Consider the following 17,192-nt stretch of genomic DNA (forward strand, 5'->3'; position numbering starts at 1 on the left):
TTCGCGGTTGCCAACTGGGACGGATCCTTTTTTAGTTGCCTAGTTGTTAATTGCAAAGGCACTTAGTACAATTATGGTAAAAAAAGCTTGGGCATATGAAGCGTTCTTTCTAAGGAGGATACACATGTATAAGCTGATATTGGTGGATGACGAGGAAGATGTGCGGGAAGGCGTCGTCCGCGAGGTGAACTGGGAATCGATCGGCTTCGAGGTCATCGACAAAGCGGAGAACGGAAGAGAAGCGCTTGAAATGGTGGAGCGGCTGCAGCCTGACGTCGTCGTAACCGACATCCAGATGCCTTTCATGAATGGCCTGGAGTTTGCGGAGCTTGTCAGGGAACGCTATCCAACGATTAAAATCATTATCCTCACGGGACATGACGAGTTCGAATATGCCCAGAAGGCCATTAAGCTCCATATCGACGAGTATGTGCTGAAGCCTTTTTCCTCGCAAGAGCTGATTGACACGCTGCTCAAGGTGAAGGAGAAGATTCAAGAGGAAGTGGCGCATCGGGATAATTTGCAGTTGTTGAAGGAGCATTACCGCAAGAGTATGCCTGTGCTGAAGGAGAATTTCCTGGCAGCGCTCATGAACCGTAAGCTTCCGCGCGATGAGGTCTTCGAAAAAGCAGCAAACTACGGCATTCGACTGGATGGGAGTAACTTCGTGGTGGCGGTAATGAGCATCGATGGCGTGCTGATCCATGAGGATGATGTCGAGAACCGGAGCGAGCTGGCGAAGTCCGTATCGTTGAAATACTCGGAAGACCAGGCGCTAAAATATTTTGCGCTGTTGAATATTTCCGAGGAAATAGTCGAAAAACGCGGTTTGGGCCTCGTGTTCATGCACAACGATCAGGTGGTCGTGCTCGCTGTTCATGAGACCAGCGACCGGGGAGCCGCCCTTCAGCAAACCATGAAGGTGCTGGAAGAAGTTCGTCAAAATGTGGAGAAGTATCTCAAATTTTCTGTGACGGTAGGCATCGGGACAACCATGAAGGACGTGACGAAGGTTAGCTATTCGTACGAAGATGCCGTGCTGGCGCTTGATTACCGGCTAATTCTTGGCAACAATCGCATGATTTGCATCGACGATGTGGAGAAAAGAAATGTAGAGAGAGTTCGCTTTGACGATGTCAAAGAACATGAGCTGACGCGCTGTATTAAGGTGGGAACGAATCAAGAGATCAAGGATACGATTGACGAGCTTTTTCACGGGGTAGAGGCTGGTTTTTCCGTCAAGGATTATCAAATTTATTTGCTTGAAATTTTGACCTGCATTTTGAAGGCGGCCAAAGACTCCAACCTTAACATCGACGAGGTATTCGGCGAAAATTTCATCCCTTTTACGGAAATCAATAAATTTACTTCGCTCGAAGAGGCCAAGCACTGGCTGGTCGAGCTATGTGTGAGCATGATGAATCATATCGCTACAGATCGTCAGTACACGTACAAAAACTTGGTGGACATGGCCAAGGATTACACGAAAAGCCATTTTCATGAAGGCGACATTACGATTAACAAGGTGTGCGGGCATTTGCATATTAGCGCCGGTTATTTCAGCAGCATTTTCAAGAAAGAAGCGAAGATGACGTTTGTGAATTACTTAAACCATATTCGCATGGAAGCGGCTAAAGAGCTGCTGCGTTCGACGGACATGAAAGCGCTTGAGATCGCGGAGAAGGTCGGCTATTCCGATGCGAATTATTTTTCCTTCTCCTTTCGCAAAAATGTAGGTGTTTCCCCTAAAGAGTACAGAAATAGTTCCAAAGGGGTGTAAAGGTTGAATAAAATAAAATCCTTACTTAAGGCATTGTATACCGTACTGCTTGACACGATGAGGGTCAAGAGCATTCAGTTTACGATTACAATGTCTTTTATTTTTATTACGGTGACCGTTATGCTGATCGTTTCGCTGGTGCTGTATAACAAATTTTCAAGAACGGCGGAAGAGAATGCCTTTCTGAATACGCAGCAAATCATCGAACAGGTACAGTTTAACCTGGAAAATTACATCAAGGGCATGTCTGACACCTTCGAGGTCGTGGATGCCAAGATTGCGAAGAGCCGCGGCATCCCCTCGGACAAGCTGCTTGAGCAGTTAGAAACGATTGCAAGCACGCGGGAGGATATCGTTTCTATTGATTTATTCACGGCGGATGGGCAGCATGTGACCGGCGTTCATTCGACAGAGATGCGCAATAATACCAGATTGACCGAGCAGTCCTGGTTCAAATCGGCGATGGAGAATCCGAATCATTTAACCTTTTCGCTGCCGCACATTCAGAATCTGTTCAAAGATCCCTACAAGTGGGTGGTCTCCATGAGTAAAGGGGTTAGAATCGAACGGGGCGGCGTATGGATAGACGCGGTTCTGCTTGTGGATGTGAATTTCAAGACGCTGGATGATGTGTTCCGGACGGTTTCGCTGGGCAAGAAGGGCTACGTCTACATTATCGACGACTCGGCTGGCAACATTGTGTACCATCCCCAGCAGCAGCTGATTTATATTGGATTGAAATATGAGAACGTGGAGCAGGCGCTTAAGTTCTCCTACGGCAAATACATGGATATTAGCGATGGAGAATCGCGGCTTAACGTTGTGCGGACGGTCAACAATATCGGCTGGAAAATTATCGGCGTCTCCTATCTGGATGAAATGATGACGACACGCAAGGAAATCAGTGGCTTTATGATCTGGCTCCTGGTCATTGTCCTTGTCTTTATTTTATTGATTTCCGCTTTTATGTCGGCGCGTATTTCAAATCCGATCAAGCGGCTTAAGAAGTCGATGGAAATGGTCGAGAAGGGCCATTTTGACACGTATATACATGTTCGCGGAGCTGATGAGGTCGAACAGCTTTCGCGGCGATTCAATCTCATGGTTTCCAGGGTTCGCGAATTGATGGACCAAAGCATTCATGAGCAGGAAGTGAAGCGGAAGAACGAGCTGGAAGTGCTGCAGTCGCAGATTAATCCGCACTTTCTCTATAATACGCTCAATTCTGTCGTCCGGATGGTCGGCAGCGGCAAAAATGAGGACGTCATCAAGACGATAACTTCCTTGTCCAAGTTTTTCAGGATTTCCTTAAGCAAAGGGAAAAATATTATTACGGTGCAGGAAGAGCTCGAACATATCCGCAACTATTTGATCATTCAAAAAATGCGCTATAAAGAGAAGTTTGATTATGACATTCATGCGCAGGAAGAAGTGCTGCCCTATAAGACATTGAAGCTGATTCTTCAGCCCATCGTAGAAAATGCGCTCTATCATGGCATCGAATACATGGCGGATGAGGGCTTTATTCAAATATCCGTTGCTATCGTAGGCGAAAGGATCTGTCTGCAGATTCGCGATAACGGCGTGGGCATATCCGAGGAAAAGCTCAAAGGCATTTTGTCTAACCAAGTAAAAAGCGAGAAGGGCTCCGGGGTTGGGTTGCGAAATGTACATGAGCGGATTCAGCTCTATTTCGGAGACAGTTATGGGATAGCGGTTGAAAGTGAGCTTGAAGAAGGAACGACAGTCAACATATGGATTCCAATGATGCTGGAAGAGGAATAGAGAGGTGAAACCATGGACAAGTCAATCAGGATTGGCCCCCTGCTCTTTGCCGTAGCGGTAGCTGTTGTTTCCATGTCCTCTTGTACGAGACAAAGCGAAATGCTGCCGACGGAACAGAAGAAGCACTTGGAAGTCGTGCTTAGAAGCCAGAACGGCGATTACTGGAAGACGATAAAGATGGGCGCAGAAATCGCAGCCAAGGAATTCGATGTAACGCTGGACTTCCGTGCGCCTGGGGATGAAGCCGATGTGAAAGGGCAAATCGCCCTGATGGAACAATCCATCTCCTTAAACCCTGACGCGATCGTTCTGGCGGCTAATGATTATAAAGATTTGAGCGAAGTTGTGGATGAAGCCGCAAATTTAAACATACCAGTGATTACGATTGATTCCGAAGTGAATACTAGTAAGGCGAAGAGCTTTATCGGCGCAAATAATTATGTAGCGGGACAATTGGCCGGAAAGCAGTTAATTCAGCTCGCAGGGAATAAAGGCAGCATCGCTATTGTCGGTTTCAAAGAAGGGGAGCGGAATACGGAGCAGAGAGAGCAGGGACTTCTGGATGAGTTATCCAAGTACCCGGAGATGAAAGTGCTGGATAAAGTGTACAGTTTGACGGATCGCGATCTCGCAGGTAAATTAACCAGTTCAATCATCGAGCGTTTTCCCGAGATAGACGGTATTGTCGCTTTGAATGAAAATTCGTCGATTGGCGTGGCGGATGCCATTGAGCAAATGGAGCTTCAGGGTAAAGTGAAGATTATTACTTTTGACAGCACTTCGGAGGAACTGGAACTTCTGCAGGAAGGGGTCATTCAAGCAACCGTTATCCAAAATCCTTTCAGCATCGGCTATTTGGGCATTAAAAATGCAGTAGCGGCCATCAAAGGGAGCAAAATTCCAAGCCGCGTGGACACCGGGATCAAGGCCATCGACCTCAATAACATGTTCTGGCCGGATAATCAGAAACTGTTGTTTCCGTTTATAAAGTGATGAGAATTTCGATAGAACATGTGAGGATTTTGCATTTGTTTCAACAATTTGATCCAGTATAGTAAGAAGTGTAAAACACAAACACAACCTTTTAGGGAGGGTCTTACCTTGAAAAAACTTCTAACGATTGCCGTAGCAGGTGCACTTGTTGCATCCGTAGTTGGCTGTTCTAGCACGAAAAAGGAAGCAACACCAGCTCCAGCAGCAACTGCCGGCGCAACTGCAGCAGCAACAACAGCTCCGAAAGCGGATGCTGGCAAAAAACCGACAATCGGTGTTGCGATTTACAAATTTGACGATACGTTCATGTCCGGTGTTCGTGCCGCGATTGCTGATGCTGCTAAAGATAAAGCAACTGTAGATATCGTAGACAGCCAGAACTCGCAGCCGACTCAAAACGATAAAGTAGACCTTTTCATCACGAAAAAAGTAAACGCTCTGGCGATCAACGCAGTTGACCGTACAGCGGCAGGCGTTATTATCGACAAAGCTAAAACAGCTAACATTCCAGTTGTATTCTTGAACCGTGAGCCAATGGCTGATGACATGAAAAAATGGGATAAAGTTTACTACGTAGGCGCTAAAGCAGAGCAATCCGGTACGATGGAAGGCCAACTGCTGGTTGACTACTTCAAAGCTCATCCAGAAGCTGACAAAAACAAAGACGGTAAAATCCAATACGTCATGCTCAAAGGCGAGCCGGGTCACCAAGATGCTGAGCTTCGCACGAAGTTCTCCATTCAAGCAATCACAGATGCTGGTCTAGGCGTAGAAAAAGTTGCAGAAGATACAGCTATGTGGGATCGCGTTAAAGGTCAAGAGAAAATGGCTGCCTTCTTGGCTTCCAGCGAAAGCAAAATTGAAGCGGTTCTTGCAAACAACGACGATATGGCACTTGGTGCGATCGAAGCACTGAAAGCAAAAGGCTACTTCAAAGACAACAAATTCTTACCGGTTGTAGGCGTTGACGCAACAGCTCCTGCTCTGCAAGCTCTGTCTGACGGAACGTTGCTTGGAACTGTACTGAACGATGCGAAAAACCAAGGCGCAGCAACAACAAGCGTAGCAACAGCACTGGCTAACGGCCAAACGCCTAGCAAAGAAACAACAGGCTATGATGTAACTGACGGCAAATACGTTTGGATTTCCTACAAAAAGATTACTAAAGAGAACATGAACGAAGCGAAGTAATCCGAATAGCAGTGGGCAAGGAAGCAATGTATGCTTATGTTGCGCCCTTGCCCTCCTTATTTGGAGACCCTCGCAACGATAAAGAATCGGCTTCGAAGGATGGCTTCACTTTGTGGGGATTACTGTGAGCTGGTAGGGGGAGTTACCATGACTGTACATGAATATTTACTGGAAATGAATCAAATCTCCAAAGAATTCCCAGGCGTTAAAGCGCTGGATAACGTTACCCTCAAGGTTCGTCCAGGAAGCGTTCATGCGCTGATGGGAGAGAATGGTGCAGGCAAATCGACCTTGATGAAATGCTTGTTCGGCATTTATAAGCCAGATGGCGGAGAAATTAAGCTGAATGGAGAAACGGCGTCCATTCTGAATTCCAAAGATGCTTTGGCAAGCGGCATCTCGATGATCCATCAAGAGCTGCATCCTGTACCGCATCGCAATGTAATGGAGAACATTTGGCTTGGCAGATTTCCGCTCAAAGGGATCGGACCTTTGAAATTAGTGGATCACAAGAAAATGCGTAAAGATACAGAGAGCTTATTCGACCAGCTCCAAATGGACATTAAGCCGGATACACTCGTTGGAACCTTATCGGTATCCAAAGTGCAATCCATAGAAATCGCTAAGGCTGTTTCATTCAATTCGAAAGTTATTGTTATGGATGAGCCAACTTCATCGCTTACGGGCAATGAAGTCGAGCAGTTGTTTCGAATCATTCGCGACCTGAAAAGTCGGGGCGTTTCGATCATCTATATTTCACATAAAATGGAAGAAATTCTAGAGATTTCGGATGAAGTTACGATTATGCGCGACGGTACAAAGATTGGCACGTGGGCTTCCTCAGAGCTTACGACGGACATGATCATCTCGAAGATGGTTGGACGTGATCTGAAGGAGCGCTTCCCTGAACGCTTCAATGTGCCAAACGGTGTGCTTATGAAAGTGGAGGGACTTACTTCCGTTATCCCGAAATCGTTCAAAAATGTATCCTTCGAGCTGCGAAAAGGGGAAATCCTTGGTATCGGCGGTCTTGTCGGAGCACAGCGGACTGAGTTAATGGAAGCTTTGTTCGGACTTCGGAGTATTGCTTCGGGCGAGATTTCCATGCACGGCAAAAGGGTGAAGCTAAAATCGCCGATCGATGCGATCAAGCAGAAAATCGCGTTGCTTACGGAAGAGCGCCGCGTGACCGGTATTTTCCCGGTACTCTCGGTACTGGAGAACACCGTGATCGCGAATTTGTCCAGATATATGAATCCGCTGGGATTAATCAATGAGTCGAAGCGCAGAGAAGAAGTAAAGAGAAGCATCGAAATGCTTCGCGTGAAAACGCCGAACATGTACGCGCTGATCAAAAATCTCTCAGGCGGTAACCAACAAAAGGTGCTGCTTGCCAGATGGCTGCTCACGGAACCTGATGTGCTCTTGCTGGATGAACCGACTCGGGGGATTGACGTAGGAGCGAAATTCGAGATCTACTCCATCATCGCGGATCTGGCCAAGCAAGGCAAAAGTATTATCATGATCTCTTCTGAAATGCCTGAGCTACTTGGTATGTCAGACCGAATCATGGTCATGTGCGAAGGACGTCTCACCGGTATTGTAGAAGGAAATAAAGCAACAGAAGAAGAGATTATGCGCCTTGCTGCACAGCATATGGCATAATGGAGGGGGCCCAAAAACCATGAGTACCAATACAGAAACTTTGAAATCAAGAGATATAAGCAGCTTTATTACTAAATATGCCATTTACATCGTGCTCGTCGTGCTGGTTATCGGTATCTCGATTTATGATCCGCGATTCTTGTCCGTGAACATTTTACGCGATATTTTGCTGCAATCATCGACACGCGTCATCATTGCGCTGGGTGCGGCGTTCATCCTGATTACTGGAGGAACTGACCTTTCCACAGGACGGATTGTAGGTCTGACAGCGGTCATCTCGGCTTCTATGCTGCAGACGCAAGATTATGGAAGAAGATTCTTCCCGGATTTACCTGCTCTGCCGCTGTTTGTTCCGATCTTGATTGCGATCATTGCTGGTCTTTTGATCGGTTTGATCAACGGCATTATCGTCGCAAAGCTGCGGGTTCCGCCATTTATCGCAACACTCGGTACGATGGTTGCCGTGTACGGAGCTAACTCGCTTTATTTCGACATGAAACCGAATCAGTCGCAGCCAATTGGCGGTCTGAGACCTGATTTCAGCAAGCTGGGTACGGGCTTTATCGGGAAAGATGCAACGTATTCCATTCCATACATTGTTATTTTCGCGATTGTCGTTGCTCTGATTGTGTGGGTTGTGTTTAACAAAACGAAGCTCGGCAAGTATATGTATGCGATCGGCGGCAACATTCATGCAGCTACGGTTTCGGGGATTAACGTAAACCGTTACCTGATCTACATCTATGCTATTGCCGGTGCACTGTACGGTTTGGCTGGGGTATTGGAAGCAGCAAGAACTGGCGGTGCAACGAATAACTATGGTAACATGTACGAACTTGATGCGATTGCGGCTTGCGTAGTCGGCGGCGTATCCACATCAGGCGGTATCGGTACAGTTCCCGGCGTTCTGGCAGGGGTATTGATTTTCAGCGTAATCAACTATGGTTTGACCTTTATCGGCATCAGCCCTTACTGGCAGTTGATTATCAAAGGCTTGATCATCGTGGCGGCTGTAGCCTTCGATATGCGTAAATACATGAACTCTAAATAAAAAATGAATAAATGACACCTAGAATCGTAATCCATATGGTATGATGAAAAAAGGTGAATCGGGCTGTCGAATTATACGACAGCCCATTATCACGTAAATAGATGAAAACGATTACCGATAACTCAGGGGGGCACTGAAAATGACAGCCAATTCATCGAATGGATGGAAGAAGAGACTGCTAACGGTTTCGTTAAGAGCCAAAATTGTCGGTATGTTCGTAATTGTATCACTGCTCGTTGGCGTGACCAGCGGAATGTCGTACACCTATTTAAACAAAGTGGATGGTTCTTATTCTAAGCTGCTTAACGACAATGCATCCATTCTTAAACAAGTTTCAGATGTTAAAGAAAAAACACAAATGCAAAACAGTATGCTGTTTGGATACGTTTTGGACCCAACGAAGGACAAGGAGAAACATTTAACGGAGATGAATGTAGCCTTGTCATCGACGATTGCAGAACTGGGAAAGCACTCCGGGAATGAAGAGGAACAGAGCGCTATCCAATCTATGATGGATTCCAATCAAACATTTGCACGACTTGTCAAAAAAGTCGTTGATTACGGAGACAAGGGAAACGTGGCGCTTGCGAAAGCAGAAGCAACGCAGTGGGCGATTCCGACTACGGAGACGTTGACCCAAGCGGCGGAAAAGATCGAAGAGCTGGAGAAGGCGGTGCAGGAGGAAGCTTCTGTGCGCAATCATGACGCGGTTGCTTCAACCATTCACACCCTGATCTGGGTAAGCGTTGCAGCTTTTATTTTCGCTTTAGCGATAGGTCTCGTGTTATCGCGCATGATTGTAACTCCTATGCGATCTATGGTGCGCGCAGCGGAACGGATCGCCGCCTGCGACTTGACGGTGAGCGATATTAAAGTAAAGAATCGCGATGAGATCAGAGATCTGGCGACGGCCTTTAATCAAATGAAAGCGAATCTGCACAGCTTGATCAGCCAGGTCGGCGACAGCGCAAGCCAAGTAGCTGCCGCATCAGAAGCGCTAAGCAACAATTCAGGGCAAGTCAGCGAGTCTTCGGAGCGGATTACGAGCATTGTGCAGGAGATTTCGGTCGGCACGGATGTGCAAGTGCAAAGCGTACATAGAGGCGTCTCGATAATGGAAGAAATGTCAGCTGCGGTCGATCAGATTGCGAGTGTGACACAGGCTGCTAATCATAAATCCTCCCACGCTCAGCAAGAAGCAGGTGCAGGCAACAATGCAGTCGATACGGCAATTACACAGATGAATTCCATCCATCTCAAAATGAAAGAGCTTACTGTATCCGTACAACGATTGGGCCAGAGGTCTGAACAAATCGTTCAGGCGAACGGCATGATTGCGAATATCGCCAGGCAGACGAATATGCTTGCGCTCAATGCCTCCATTGAGGCTGCGCGCGCGGGCGGAGCAGGCAAAGGGTTTGCCGTAGTAGCGGATGAAATCCGCAAGCTGTCGATGCAAACCGGGACTGCGGCGAGCGAGGTCGCTGAGCTGGTTGAAAGCATTCAGGCCGAAACGCAGGGGGTCATTGACTCCACGGAGGCTGGAAGCAGAGAGGTGGCAACGGGCCTTGAAGTCGTAAGCGAAGCGCGGGATACCTTCATGCGCATTCAAAGCGCGATGGACGAATTAGCGCAGCAGATTGAGGAAGTAACCGGGCGCTCGGCAGCTATCGCCGAGAAGACACGCTCAGCTGTGGATGTCATCCGTTCCATTGATGAAGTAGCCGGTCAGACCGCCTCAGGCACGAAAGTCGTCTCATCGAATGTGGAAAGCCAGTATGCCAGCATGGAGGAAATTGTTTCCTCGGCTACGCTGCTGAACGCAATGGCGGATAACTTAAAAGTGCTTATCGGCCGATTCCATGTGTGAAAACACGCAATAGCGAATAAAATAAAGCCGACTTCGAACCCTACCGGGAGCTTCGAGGTCGGCTTTTTTAACACATCCCAAAAAAATATAAGTATGAACGAATGCTTATGGTACTATGACAAAAACTTCAAAGAGTGAGGAAGGTAACATCATGAGACGCTGGTTTGCCAAATCCCTGAAGCGCAAGCTGTCTTTGCTTATTTTACTCGCAGTCGTGTTGCCCCTGTTGTCAACTGGCGTCGTTTCCTACCGGATTGCTACCTCGGTTACAGAGGAAAAGGCGAAGCAGGCGGGGATGAACACGCTGAAGCAAATGACGGACAAGCTTGATTTTATTATTCAAGACGTGGAAATGATGTCGATTTTCCTAATCGGCCAAAAAGATATTCAAACCTATCTTACGAGCGTAGAAGGGGATGTCAACAGCTACTCGCAGATCGTCGGCACGCTATGGAACCTATCTTATGCAAAGAAATATATTTCCAACATGACGATTACGCCGCGGAACGGAAACCCTGTTTTGTACACAACGACGATTACTAGCTCAGGCCTTTATCCGCTTCTACAGCAAAATGAATCCGTCTACAAATCATCCGTGAAATGGTGGTCGCCGCTTTATGTGAATCAGACATCGGATGGTCCGAAACGGGTCATTTCGCTTGTTCGACCGATTCGCGATGTCAACTCTTTCAAGTCGATCGGCACGCTGGCGATCTCTATGGATCAAACGGAGATCGAACGGTATGTGACGGAAGCGGGTTGGGAGCAGAGCGGATTCGTGCTGCTGCTGGATCAGTATAATCATATTATATCCGGCGGGGAAACGGCTTGGCTTGGGCACTCTGTGGCGGAAATCTTTCCGAGTTTGGGCGAGCTGCAAGGGAGCAGCGGCATTATGAGCCTCACGCATCGGGATCAGATGCATACAATCTTGTATAATGCGATTCCTAGCTTGAATTGGAAGCTGGTCGGTTTTATTCCGACTCATATTTATCAGGCACAAAATGGTTATGTTCTCACCGTAACGGCTGTCGCCATTGGACTGGCCCTGCTGATCGCGACGGGAATGGTGCTTTACTTCCTGCAGTGGGTGACGAAGCCGCTTATCAAATTGACGAAGTACCTCAAAGATTTGAACCCGGATGATACGATCCCGACCTATGAAGTGAAAAGCGGCGACGAAGTCGGACTGCTCGTTCACAGTTATAACAAGCTCAGCGAACGGATCGGCAGGTTGAAAGACCAGGTGCAGATGAACGAAGCGATGAAAAAGGAAGCCGATATATTAGCGCTGCAGGCGCAAATAAATCCTCACTTTCTTTACAATACTTTATCTTCGATTCACTGGATTGCGCTGATGAATAAAGACCGGCAAATTGCTGAAATGGTAGGGGCGCTCAGCGATTTCTTGCGATTCAGCCTGAACAAGGGAGAAGAATTTTGCAGCGTTCAGCAGGAAGTGTCGCATGCGCAAAATTATGCGTATATTCAGGCTATCCGTTTTCCGGAACAATTTGAAATCGAGTTTTTTATGGATCCGGCCATGCTGCAAATTCCGATGCTGAAGCTGCTGCTTCAACCTCTCATTGAGAATAGCCTGATTCATGGCATTCCGAAGAAAAAGGCCAAAGGGCATGTATACATCCATGGGGAACTGCTCGGAGACCGGATGAAATTCGTCGTGGAGGACACGGGAATCGGAATGGATGAAGCGAGGCTCCGCGATATTCTTCAGCAATTGGCTATGGCCGACCGGCAATTAGGCATGCTGGGTGAAGCGGCCAGGGAAGCGAATAAGAAGGTGACAAGCTATGGGCTTATCAACGTTCACCGTAGGCTTCTTCTGCATTACGGAGCCCAGTCGGGACTGCAGGTTGAGAGCACAGCGGGGGTAGGTACCCGGATTACATTTGCAATTCCATTGACCATAAGGGAGACGGCGATATGAGAATTATGATCGTGGATGACGAGGTCATTATCCGCACGGGGCTGTGTACCGTGATTGATTGGAAGGAACTAGGGCTGGAGTTAATCCCGCCTGCATCTTCAGCGGAAGAGGCGCTTGAGCGCATTCCTGTGGAGAAGCCCCACATCATTCTTACGGATATCCGCATGTCCGGGATGGATGGCATCGAACTTGCCCATAAGGTAAAGGAGGTGCTGCCGGATACAGAGATCGTGATCCTGACCGGATATGATGATTTCGGCTATGCGCAGCAAGCGCTCCGCGAAGGCGTGACGGATTATTTGCTGAAGACGAGCCGTCCGGAAGAGATTATTAAAGCGGCGATGAAAGCCAAGATGAACATTATGGATAAATGGGAATCGATCAAACAGGACAATCTCCAGCAAGCGGCGCTGCGCAATCAACTGCTGAATCGTGCCCTGCAAAAAGGCTTGCAGGATGATCCAGCGGCGCAAGAGCAGTTGCGCGATTGGTTTCGCAGAACGGGTGTGGATGTTCAGTCGCATTCGAATCAACCTGCTTCTATGCAGGTCATGCTGCTCATGCCATCAGGCTGGGGGGAAGCGCCTTTCGCCGAGCTTCTGCTTGGAGCCGCCGAGAATATCCTCATCGAGCTTCTGCCCTGTGTAACACTGGTGAACAAGGATCATCTGCTGCTCGTCATGCGAGCTGAGGCTGGCTTAACGGATCAGGCCGGGCTGCAGCGGGCGCTAAAGCGCGTGACAGACACGCTTAAATGCTCCGCCTTTGCAGCGCTCGGCAGCATTGCGAATGACTACGAGAACTTAAAGACATCTTATCTAATGGCGAAAGAAATATTTGCTTATCGAGGGCTAATTGGCACGCAGGGGCTCTATACAGAGGATGATATTCGGGATCGCAGCGGCAGCCGTGCGGTATGCTCAGAGAAAGAGGAAGCGGAGCTTACGGCCATCTTAACGAGCGGGAACATGACAGAACTGCGCCACTGGGTCAATCAGAAGGTACGCGCTGTGTTGGAAGATTCCGCTGCTACGCCGGCTACGATGCAGGCGTATTTGCACTCGATGATTATCGCGGGTCATCGCTGGTTAGAGCGAGCCGGCACCTCGCAGGAGGAATTGCTGGCTCTTGGCGGGTTGCCCGCTTTCGAGGGAGAGAGACATCCCGAAGAAGATGTGTTCAAGGCTTTGTCCGCGGTGATGACAAGCTTTCACCAAGGCCTCGGCCAGAGCCGCTACGCCTATATTCACAAGTCCATCGCCTACATACGGGACAATTTGGATCAACCGATATCGCTACAGCAGGTAGCGGGATTCGTCCATGTGAACCCGAATCATTTCAGTGAAGTATTCAAGCGCGAGACAGGCTGTACGTATATTGAATTTGTTACGCAGGAACGAATGAAACGCGCGATGGATATTTTGCAAGGCTCGCAGACCAAGGTTAGTGATATTGCCGGACGTGTCGGTTATGAAGACATTAAATACTTCACACAGCAGTTCAAAAAGTATACGGGCAAAACGCCATCCGAGTTTCGGCAGGGGAATAAAGACTGAAAAATGTCCCCCCTTGCTCCGAAGCCTCTCCCGTACCCTCCCCTGACAATGTCCCCTATACTAAGGTTGTAACTAGAGATGAGGAGGGTTCAATAACATGAAAAAATCATTTATTGTCACAATGGCAGCAGCTCTATCACTGTCTCTGCTAGCTGGTTGCGGCGCCAAAGAAGAAGCTGGCCATACAACGACAACGACTCCCAAAGCAACAGATGCAGCTAAACCAGGTGAGAAAATAAAACTATCCATATGGCACAACTACACAGGTGAAGATCTTCGCGCCAAAACGATGCGTGCTTTCATGGATCAATATAAAAAAGACCACCCGAACGTCGAATTGGACGTTCAAGGCATCCCGCCCGATGGCTACCGTCCGCGTCTGAAAACGGTTGCCGCGGCTAATGAAATGCCGGACCTGTTCGTCATGTGGCCAGGTGTTATGACGAAAGAATTCGTCGGTGGCGATTTGATTCAACCGATTAACGACTTGCTGGACAGCAAACCAGATTGGAAAAATGGCTTTTTGCCAGGTTCGTTCGATGATTTCACCATCGATGGCAAAACGTACAGTGCGCCTATGGCTCTTTCTCCTACTTCAATTCTTTATTACAACAAAGAAATTTTCAATAAATATAACGTACAACCGCCGAAAACATGGGATGATCTCATGAATCTGGTCGGCACGTTCAAAAAGAATAACGTCACGCCAATCGCACTTGGAAATAAAGCAGCTTGGGTTGCGCAATCAAGCATTCTTAGTTCCCTTGCCGATCGTGTAACGGGTACGGAGTGGTTCTTGAAAGCCGTTGACCAAAACGGTGCGAAATTTACCGATCCTGAATTCGTGCAAGCGTTGACCTATCTGCAGCAGCTTGGCAAAGCAGGCGCTTTCCAAGAGGGCTTCAACAGTATCGACAATACGCAAATGGAACAAATGTTCGCTCAAGGCAAATCCGCTATGATGATTGACGGCGGTTGGGCACTGACGAACTTGGCGGCTAACGCATCCAAGGAAGCGCTGGCGAACATGGCTGTAACTGTACTGCCTTCCGTGCCGAACGGCAAAGGCGATCCGAATACCCTTTCAGGCGTAGTTGGAACGGGTCTGGGTATGAGCAAAAAAGTAACTGGCGCTCAAAAAGCTGCGGCTCAGGAACTGATCTACGCACTTGCGGGTCCGGAAGCACAGAAAGCAATCCTGGACAGCAATAACCTGGTTAGCTATAAAGCGGAGCTGGATACGACAAAAGTATCTTCCATCTTCGCTGAGGTTTACAAAATGATGGGCAACGTGAAGAGAACACCGGTTTACGACGGCAGACTTAGCTCCGCTAGCGCCGATGTAGTGAACAACGGCCTTCAAGAACTCCTCATGGGCGGTAAGCCAGAGGATATCGCCAAGAAAATCCAAGACGCGCAGGCTAAAGCCGTCGGCAAATAACGTATGGCCCCAGGACTCCAGCCACATCCCGGCTGGAGCCCTTTTTTAAAACGAGTTTTCAGAACATGTTTAGGAGGGAAGTCATGAACGCAGCCGCACGCATCAAAGGGTTCATCACGATAGGGCTGATTCCGGCTCTGGTGCTCTATCTCTTTTTCGTTATCGTACCTATCTTCTGGTCGGCCTACTACGGATTCTTCGATTGGAAGGGCATAGGAGCGGCCAAATTCATTGGATTTGACAACTATGTAGAAGTATTCAAAGATCCGATCTTCTGGAAGTCTTTTAAAAATAACATGCTTATCGTCGTTGCCTCCGTCTTCGGTCAGGTGCCGATTGCCATGATTTTAGCGATTTTGCTTATGCGAAGCACCTTGTTTCAAAGAATTATTCGCGCGTCGGTGTTTATGCCGATGGTACTGTCATCTGTCGTTGTCGGGATTATCTGGGGATACATTTATCACCCGCAGATTGGTATTTTGAACTTTTTGCTAGATGGAGTTGGACTCGAAGGTTGGAAAAAAGCTTGGCTCTCAGATCCGAAATTTTCGATGTACGCACTGATGGTGCCGATCATCTGGAACTATATAGGTCCTTACATGATTATGTTTATTGCCGCGCTGCAAAATATTTCTCCTGAAATTGATGATGCCGCTCAGCTGGACGGAGTTGGCCCGGCAAGGAAGCTATTCGCAATTACGCTGCCGATGATTTGGGATACCGTGAAGGTTGCGGTCGTGCTTTGCATTTCGGGCAGCTTGAAGGCGTTCGATCTGATTTATGTGATGACGGGCGGAGGCCCGGCGCATTCAACTGAGCTGCTTGCATCTTATATGTACAATAGCACATTTAACGTATATCGCTTTGGATTTGGAAGCGCCATCTCAACGGCGATCATTATTCTAAGCCTGATTTTGATTGTCGGCAGTCAGTATCTAATGAAGCGGGACTATCGCTAGGAGGGAGGGGCACCTATGAAGCAGACTGTATCTACACCAATGGGGAATTTCGCAAATGATAGTAAGAAGCGGGGAGGCTGGACGCAGGGCGTAACCAATGTCCTATTGACCCTCTACGCGTTGGTTACGTTGTATCCGCTGATCTGGTTGTTTATTAGTGCTTTTAAATCGAATGAAGAGTTTTATTCGCGGCCTTTTTTACTGCCTTCCGTTTGGAAATGGGATAACCTCGTCCGGGCGTGGAAGGTATCCGGCATGGGGCTTTCGCTGATGAACTCGGCCATTGTGACGGTAGCAGCTCTCGTGCTCACTCTGGTCATCGGCGCGCTTGCCGCGTATGTGCTGTCCCGGTTCGAATTCCGGTTGAAGCCGTTTTTCATGGGGTTGTTTTTGCTGGGCATGCTCATCCCGATTCACAGTACACTAGTGCCGCTGTTCATTTTGATGAAAAAAATCGGCCTTTTGAATACGTATGGGGCGCTTATTTTTCCGTATGCAGCATTTGAATTGCCGCTTGCCATTTTCGTGCTAGCTGCCTATTTGGTCTCGATTCCGAAAGAAATCGAAGAGGCCGCTTTGATTGACGGCACAGGCTATTGGGGAATTTTCTTCCGCATGATGCTGCCGCTGAGCATGCCGGCGCTATCGACAGTCGCGATCCTGGGCTTCCTGCGATTCTGGAATGATTTCGCCTTCGCGCTTGTCTTTATTAGCAAGCCTTCGATGAAGACGGTGCCGCTCAGCTTATCCGCATTTGCAACCGGCTACATGACGGATTACGAGCTGACGATGGCTGCGCTCGCGATAGCCGTGGTGCCAACGATCGTCGTGTTCCTGTTATTCCAGGAACAAATTATGAAGGGTATGACGGCTGGAGCGGTTAAAGGCTAAAGGATCCGTTACTCCATATGTAAAAAACCGAAAAGTCAGATGGCCGCTGGCCCTCTGACTTT

General features: G+C 48.2%; 12 protein-coding genes. All 12 read left to right on the forward strand.

Annotated features, from left to right (window positions below; all coding sequences use genetic code 11):
* Nucleotides 1–124 precede the first annotated feature (124 nt).
* The 12 genes from ABRS97_RS23575 to ABRS97_RS23630 all read left to right on the forward strand — a co-directional run bounded on the left by ABRS97_RS23575 (nt 125) and on the right by ABRS97_RS23630 (nt 17,130).
* Nucleotides 125–1,780, forward strand: coding sequence for a response regulator (locus tag ABRS97_RS23575; protein WP_367817913.1), 1,656 nt, complete (start codon nt 125–127; stop codon nt 1,778–1,780).
* Nucleotides 1,781–1,837: 57 nt separating this feature from the next.
* Nucleotides 1,838–3,565: a histidine kinase gene (locus ABRS97_RS23580; protein WP_367818012.1), complete on the forward strand. Its 1,728-nt coding sequence runs from the start codon at nt 1,838–1,840 to the stop codon at nt 3,563–3,565.
* Nucleotides 3,566–3,577: 12 nt separating this feature from the next.
* Nucleotides 3,578–4,558 carry a substrate-binding domain-containing protein gene (locus ABRS97_RS23585; RefSeq protein ID WP_367817915.1) on the forward strand — a complete coding sequence of 327 codons (981 nt, stop codon included), beginning with the start codon at nt 3,578–3,580 and terminating at the stop codon, nt 4,556–4,558.
* Between the two features lie 108 nt (nt 4,559–4,666).
* Nucleotides 4,667–5,749 carry a galactose ABC transporter substrate-binding protein gene (locus tag ABRS97_RS23590; protein WP_367817916.1) on the forward strand — a complete coding sequence of 361 codons (1,083 nt, stop codon included), beginning with the start codon at nt 4,667–4,669 and terminating at the stop codon, nt 5,747–5,749.
* Nucleotides 5,750–5,896: 147 nt separating this feature from the next.
* Nucleotides 5,897–7,414, forward strand: coding sequence for a sugar ABC transporter ATP-binding protein (locus ABRS97_RS23595; RefSeq protein ID WP_367817917.1), 1,518 nt, complete (start codon nt 5,897–5,899; stop codon nt 7,412–7,414).
* 19 nt (nt 7,415–7,433) lie between these two features.
* Complete coding sequence (mglC, locus tag ABRS97_RS23600; protein WP_367817918.1) at nt 7,434–8,465, forward strand: galactose/methyl galactoside ABC transporter permease MglC; 1,032 nt, start codon at nt 7,434–7,436, stop codon at nt 8,463–8,465.
* A 139-nt stretch (nt 8,466–8,604) separates the two neighbouring features.
* A complete protein-coding gene (locus tag ABRS97_RS23605) occupies nt 8,605–10,335 on the forward strand; it encodes a methyl-accepting chemotaxis protein (RefSeq protein ID WP_367817919.1) in 1,731 nt (576 codons plus the stop codon).
* 151 nt (nt 10,336–10,486) lie between these two features.
* On the forward strand, nt 10,487–12,283 hold the full coding sequence (locus tag ABRS97_RS23610) for a sensor histidine kinase (protein ID WP_367817921.1): 1,797 nt from the start codon (nt 10,487–10,489) through the stop codon (nt 12,281–12,283).
* Nucleotides 12,280–13,839 (forward strand): response regulator, encoded by a 1,560-nt coding sequence (locus tag ABRS97_RS23615; protein WP_367817923.1) that lies wholly within the window; start codon nt 12,280–12,282, stop codon nt 13,837–13,839. Before ABRS97_RS23610 ends, ABRS97_RS23615 begins: the two co-directional genes overlap by 4 nt.
* Nucleotides 13,840–13,936: 97 nt before the next feature.
* Nucleotides 13,937–15,280, forward strand: a complete 1,344-nt coding sequence (locus ABRS97_RS23620; protein ID WP_367817925.1) for an extracellular solute-binding protein — start codon at nt 13,937–13,939, stop codon at nt 15,278–15,280.
* Nucleotides 15,281–15,363: 83 nt separating this feature from the next.
* A complete protein-coding gene (locus ABRS97_RS23625) occupies nt 15,364–16,239 on the forward strand; it encodes a carbohydrate ABC transporter permease (protein ID WP_367817927.1) in 876 nt (291 codons plus the stop codon).
* A gap of 39 nt (nt 16,240–16,278) precedes the next feature.
* On the forward strand, nt 16,279–17,130 hold the full coding sequence (locus tag ABRS97_RS23630; RefSeq protein WP_367818014.1) for a carbohydrate ABC transporter permease: 852 nt from the start codon (nt 16,279–16,281) through the stop codon (nt 17,128–17,130).
* The last annotated feature ends 62 nt before the right edge of the window (nt 17,131–17,192 follow it).

It is taken from the genome of Paenibacillus tabacirhizosphaerae (assembly GCF_040812395.1).
Lineage (GTDB): Bacteria > Bacillota > Bacilli > Paenibacillales > NBRC-103111 > Paenibacillus_E.

Coding starts and splice junctions, on each gene's coding strand:
- ABRS97_RS23575 (WP_367817913.1), top strand. CDS start 125: ATGTATAAGCTGATATTGGTGGATGACGAGGAAGATGTGCGGGAAGGC.
- ABRS97_RS23580 (WP_367818012.1), top strand. CDS start 1,838: ATGAGGGTCAAGAGCATTCAGTTTACGATTACAATGTCTTTTATTTTT.
- ABRS97_RS23585 (WP_367817915.1), top strand. CDS start 3,578: ATGGACAAGTCAATCAGGATTGGCCCCCTGCTCTTTGCCGTAGCGGTA.
- ABRS97_RS23595 (WP_367817917.1), top strand. CDS start 5,897: ATGACTGTACATGAATATTTACTGGAAATGAATCAAATCTCCAAAGAA.
- mglC (WP_367817918.1), top strand. CDS start 7,434: ATGAGTACCAATACAGAAACTTTGAAATCAAGAGATATAAGCAGCTTT.
- ABRS97_RS23605 (WP_367817919.1), top strand. CDS start 8,605: ATGACAGCCAATTCATCGAATGGATGGAAGAAGAGACTGCTAACGGTT.
- ABRS97_RS23610 (WP_367817921.1), top strand. CDS start 10,487: ATGAGACGCTGGTTTGCCAAATCCCTGAAGCGCAAGCTGTCTTTGCTT.
- ABRS97_RS23615 (WP_367817923.1), top strand. CDS start 12,280: ATGAGAATTATGATCGTGGATGACGAGGTCATTATCCGCACGGGGCTG.
- ABRS97_RS23620 (WP_367817925.1), top strand. CDS start 13,937: ATGAAAAAATCATTTATTGTCACAATGGCAGCAGCTCTATCACTGTCT.
- ABRS97_RS23625 (WP_367817927.1), top strand. CDS start 15,364: ATGAACGCAGCCGCACGCATCAAAGGGTTCATCACGATAGGGCTGATT.
- ABRS97_RS23630 (WP_367818014.1), top strand. CDS start 16,279: ATGGGGAATTTCGCAAATGATAGTAAGAAGCGGGGAGGCTGGACGCAG.